The following is a 4,882-nucleotide window of genomic DNA, read 5'->3' on the forward strand; positions in this document are numbered from 1 at the left end:
CTCAACGGCTCTCACGACACGACGAAGAGTGGGAACTTACTTCTGGCCACCGCTGGGGACCGCTATCTGGCCACCAGTGGGGACTTTTCCATGGCCACGGACACGCTTCCGTGGCTGGCAGACTGGAACCGCCGCCATACCTTCGGCCCCGAGTACGGGCCACACGCCCGCTGGCACGGCACGTCGGAGGTCGTCAGCGCGACAACGGAAGGACTCGTGGCACTCTGGCTGCTGCACAGCCGCCGGCCGCACGACCCCTCTTCGGAACGACTCATCACCGCCGCAGCACTGCTGCCGATCGCCCGCTGGGCACCGTTCAACCTGACCCTGCTCATACCCGGCACCTCACCCTACGACCAGCACCGCATCCCCCAGCGGATCCTGGGAATGCCGGCCGCACTGCTGAGCCAAGACCTGATCGCCGCCACAGCGGCTCTCGGTCTCATCATGAGACGAGCCACGCGGCGAGTGTGACGGCCCACCGTCGGCAGCCCGCCGACGACCGCCAAACCGCTCGGTGGTCGCTTTTCGCCAAAGCTGCGGACGACCCTTGACCCGCCAGGGGTCTCGACCTGAGTTGTTCCGCGTGTTGTACTCGGAGTACAACCGCGCTGTTGCAAACGGGAGATACCTCGGCCGTGATGGGGATCATCACCCCTCGCAGCATGCCTCAGGTGAGTCGTGTAGATCCCCGACAGGAGTGCAGCGGCGTGGATGGGCGCCTCCGCAGGAGGCACGCGATGAACATCACCTGGAGAGTGCCGATGAGCAGTCAGCAACTGACCTACAGCCCGTTCGATCCCAACATCATCGTCGACCCCTACCCGATCTACCGAGAGCTTCGCAACGAAGCCCCCGCCTACTGGTCGGTGCAGGCGAACACCTGGGTGCTCAGCCGCTACGACGACGTCAGCGCAGCTCTCGCCGACCCGGCGACGTACTCCTCGGCGTCCGGGATCTTCCCGACCCCTCCCGGGGTCGACATGACCCAGTTGTTCCTGCCCATGCTCATCATGACCGACCCACCGCGGCACACCGCACTGCGCAAGATCGTCAGCAAGGCGTTCACCCCCCGGCGCATCGCCGCACTGGAGCCGCACATCCACACCATCGTCGACGACCTTCTCAGCGATTCGCCAGAGTCCGGCCGGTGGGACTTCGTCTCCGGACTCGCCGGCCCCCTCCCCGCCATCGTGATCGCCGATATGCTCGGCGTACCACGGGCCGACCGTGACCGGTTCCGCATCTGGTCCACGACCCTCATCCAATCCAACCCCACCCGTGGCGAGTTCGGCACCGGCCTCGACGCCGCCGCATCGCTCTACGAGTACTTCTCAGGGTTTCTCGCGGAACGACGCGCGCGCCCGCACGACGACCTCATGAGCGCGCTGGTCCAGGCCGACGCCGACGGCAAGCGCCTCACCGAGGAGGAACTCCTCGGGTTCTGCCTGCTCCTGCTCGTGGCCGGACACGAGACCACCACGAACCTGCTCTCCAACAGCGCGGTCGTGCTCGCTCAGCATCCCGATAGCCGCCGGCAGCTGGCGGACCGCCCAGAACTCGTCCCCGACGCCGTCGAAGAGCTGCTCCGCTACGACTCCCCCGTCCAGGGCCTCTCACGCACCCTGACCCGCCCGGTCGACCTGCACGGACAACACATGGCGGCCGGCCAGACCGTGTTACTTCTCTTCGGATCCGCCAACCGCGACGACCAAGCCTTTGCCAAGGCGGACCACTTCGACCTCCATCGCCTACCCGAGCGGCAAGTCGCGTTCGGACGCGGGATCCACTTCTGCCTCGGCGCGGCGCTGGCACGGCTCGAAGCGCGCATCGCACTGCAGACACTCCTCGCCCGCAAGCCGGACTGGGACGTCGACCTGGACTCGGCCGTTCGGCTCCGCTCCGGCCCCATCCGCGGCTACGTGTCCCTGCCCCTGGAATAGCTCAGCTCCGCGCAAGATCAGGCGCGGGCGGCAGCCACAGGAACAGCCCGTCGGGCCCTACCCCCGGTTCCTGGCCATGATCCTTCCATCATCTCGCTTCCCCAGCAGATGCTGGGATTCAGCGTGTCCAAAGAACCAGGATCAAGACCCATTTCCCCCACATGGGGTGTCCAGGGCGCGGGCGCCCCCAGGGTCACCCTGGTCTCGTTAAGCACTCAGCGGGTCCGGGATCCGAGATCCGGGTCTGGCCCGTGTGCTGAAGGTACCTCCCGGGTTTGCTCGGCAGCGAAGGCAATGACAGCTGCCACTTGAAGATCTTCACCATGGTGGGCCGGGGCGGCTAGATAGGAGCCCCGTGCGTCGGTGAAGGCACGGGTCAGCTGTGCTGGGCTCGGCGCCAGCCGACAGACCTCGTCCACCATCGAATCCCAGGAGGCCCGCTGGCCTAGCAGGTAGCGAGCCAGAGCACCCAGCGCCATGCTCAGGTCATTGCTCATTGAGTCCATGAGGGTGTCCCCTCCCCGTCGGTCCTGGTTGACGGTATGCCGACCAGGGGCCTCTCCGCAGCAGATCACGTCGGGACTCACACCCCAGTCGGATCGAGGGGCGGTGGCACTCACTTGCAGGCACACACGTTGCGGAACACCGGTGCGCTCGTGGTTCTTCGGCAGTCCGCAGCGCTCAGGCGAGGCGGACAGGGTCCTATTGCATTGTTCCATCACTGCTCGTTGGCGCCGCTGCCGTCGTTGTAGCCCTGGGCGTTGATCGCGCTCTGCGCCTCGTCGAGTGCGGCGGTGAGCCGCTTCGCGAGGTTCGCGGCTTGGGTGAGGGCGTCGATGGCCTGGGCGACGCTCTGGGCGGGTTCGCGGTTGTTGTCGTAGACGTCGAAGGTCTCCAGGGACGCGCCGAGGCCTCCGCCGAGCTGCTGGCACAGCTGCGGGAGCATCCCGGCCATCCCGGAGAGATCTCCCAGGAGCCGGTAGGCGACCGGGGCCGGGATCGGGTGGCGCCCGTAGCTGGAGGTGATGTGGTTGAGGGCCCGGATCGAGTCGTAGGCGTAGTCGGCCCAGCCCGGCTCGTCGCCGTTGCGGAGCATGGGCCGGCCGTCGTGCAGCAGACGCTCACAGGTGGCAGTCATCAGGTGGTGCTCCTTCGCAGAGGTGGTGTGGGACGCGGGTTCGGGCGGGCGGGCTTCATTGTTGCGCCGGCGCCTGGTCGATGGGGCCGTTGGCGCCGGCCTGTGGACAAGCCGGCGCCCCTCCCCCGGCGGATGGGCCTCAGAACGGGGGCTCGTCGCCGGGGCCAGTCGTGGGCTGGGCGCCGTGGTTGGTGGTCTTGGGGTTCTTGGTGACCGTCGTGGTGGCGTGCTTGAGGTCGGGACCGAAGTGGTGGGCCTTGATGTAGTGCCAGCTCTTGGTCTCGCCGTCGTCCCCGGTCCAGGTGTTGACCTTCATCTCGCCGTGCACGAAGACGGCCATGCCTCGGGTGAGGGACTCCGCGAGGTTCTCGGCCGCCTGCTCCCAGACCTCGACGTTGAACCCGACGGTCTCGCCGTTCTCCCACTGCTCGGTGTCGCGGTTGAAGAACCGCTCGTTGCACAGCACGCGCATGTTCGCTACGGCCTTGCCTTCGCCGTTGGTGAACCGCAGCTCGGGGTCGGCGGCGAGGTTGCCGGCGATGGTGACGATCTTGGTCATGGGACTTACTCCTTGCATCTGGTGGGTGAGTGTTGTTGCCGGCACCGACACCGATCAGTGCCAGGCCGGCCGTGAAGCCGGGTGCTTCTCAGGTGGGGTGGTGCTCGGGGTGGTGGCCGTAGACGTCGAGGACGATCTGCTCGATCCCTTCGACGACGTCGATGAGGTAGGCCCGCTCGGCGTGGCGGTGGATCCGGTTCAGGTGCTCCCGGGCGACGCCGAGCTGGTCGCAGCTGGTGGCGGGGTGGGACTCGAGGTAGCTCAGTGCCTGCTTGGCGCGGGTGAGCGCTGCAGCGCGGTCCTTCACCTTCATGGCAAGTGGTCCTCTCAAGAGGGGGGTTGGTGCCGGGGAGAGGGAGATCCGTGGCGGACCTCCCTCCCACCCGGAGACGTGGGGTTAGCCGAGTCCGCCTTCGTGGTCGTCGCCGTTGCGCCAGGAGCCGGTGGTGGCTGCGTCGGTGCAGCCGTGGCCCGGGAGGTGGCGGGGGTCGGTGTTGTCACAGACCAGAGGTCCACCTGCGAGGCGGTTGCTGCAGCGCCCGGTGACCTGGTGCTCGGCGATGGTTCCCGAGACGCCGTCCCAGGCCTGGTTCCACCGCTCACACGTCCTGGCGAACCATGCGAGGACCTCGGCGGGTGTCTCGTGGCCGCCCGGGTAGAGGGGTGCGGGGTCGATCAGCGCGATGGTGGGCTCCCCGTAGCCGCCGTGCTGGACATGGATCGGCTCAGCCAGGTCGCCGGTCCACACGAACGACAGGCCGCTCGGCTTGTCGCAGTAGGCCAGGTGCGGGTCGCCGTCGACCACGGTCCCGGGCAGTAGGGGTGAAACGACCGTCAGCGTGTGCGTCATGGGAATGGACCTCCTGTGAGATGCCCACGGGGGTGCTCGGCTCTGCGTTGCCGACCGATTTTCGCCCTCCCCGGGCGCTTTTAGATGACGGGCCGCGATGGGGCGCCGGAGTGCAACCCCGGGACCGGTGCCCGGTGGGAGGAAATCAGCGAGCTCGCTCGCGCCGAGCACCCGGCGCCGGCGTGCAGCGCGGGGTTGCGCGGAGGTGACCGCGACCCAGAATCGACAGCCCGGGAGAGAAAGTCCTGCTTCTGGAGAAGGGGGTCACGGCCGCAGGTCGTGGCGATCGGCCGGCCTCTGTCGCCGGCCGCCCTGGGGCGCTGGTGGTGAGGTCGACGACCGTTGTCGTCGGCCTGTCCGGGTGGGGTGTGGGGAGGGCCGGGGCCCTCCCC

Annotated in this window: 6 protein-coding genes; 2 read left to right on the forward strand and 4 right to left on the reverse strand. The window is 67.9% G+C overall.

The window, feature by feature from the left end:
- Both ACYU7L_RS13420 and ACYU7L_RS13425 read left to right on the forward strand, forming a co-directional pair.
- The coding region (locus ACYU7L_RS13420; protein WP_460797426.1) for a hypothetical protein at positions 1-474 on the forward strand (474 nt) is incomplete at its 5' end.
- 290 nt (positions 475-764) lie between these two features.
- A complete protein-coding gene (locus tag ACYU7L_RS13425) occupies positions 765-1,943 on the forward strand; it encodes a cytochrome P450 (RefSeq protein WP_460797428.1) in 1,179 nt (392 codons plus the stop codon).
- A gap of 718 nt (positions 1,944-2,661) precedes the next feature.
- Here the strand turns inward: ACYU7L_RS13425 and ACYU7L_RS13430 are convergent.
- From ACYU7L_RS13430 to ACYU7L_RS13445, 4 genes are all read right to left on the reverse strand, one after another.
- On the reverse strand, positions 2,662-3,081 hold the full coding sequence (locus ACYU7L_RS13430) for a hypothetical protein (RefSeq protein ID WP_460797430.1): 420 nt from the start codon (positions 3,079-3,081) through the stop codon (positions 2,662-2,664).
- Between the two features lie 139 nt (positions 3,082-3,220).
- Positions 3,221-3,640 carry a single-stranded DNA-binding protein gene (ssb, locus tag ACYU7L_RS13435; RefSeq protein WP_460797432.1) on the reverse strand — a complete coding sequence of 140 codons (420 nt, stop codon included), beginning with the start codon at positions 3,638-3,640 and terminating at the stop codon, positions 3,221-3,223.
- 88 nt (positions 3,641-3,728) lie between these two features.
- Entirely contained in the window at positions 3,729-3,953 is a 225-nt protein-coding gene (locus ACYU7L_RS13440) for a hypothetical protein (protein WP_460797434.1), read from the reverse strand.
- Between the two features lie 84 nt (positions 3,954-4,037).
- Entirely contained in the window at positions 4,038-4,490 is a 453-nt protein-coding gene (locus ACYU7L_RS13445) for a hypothetical protein (RefSeq protein WP_460797436.1), read from the reverse strand.
- Between the last annotated feature and the right edge of the window lie 392 nt (positions 4,491-4,882).

It is taken from the genome of Nocardioides pacificus (assembly GCF_054775955.1).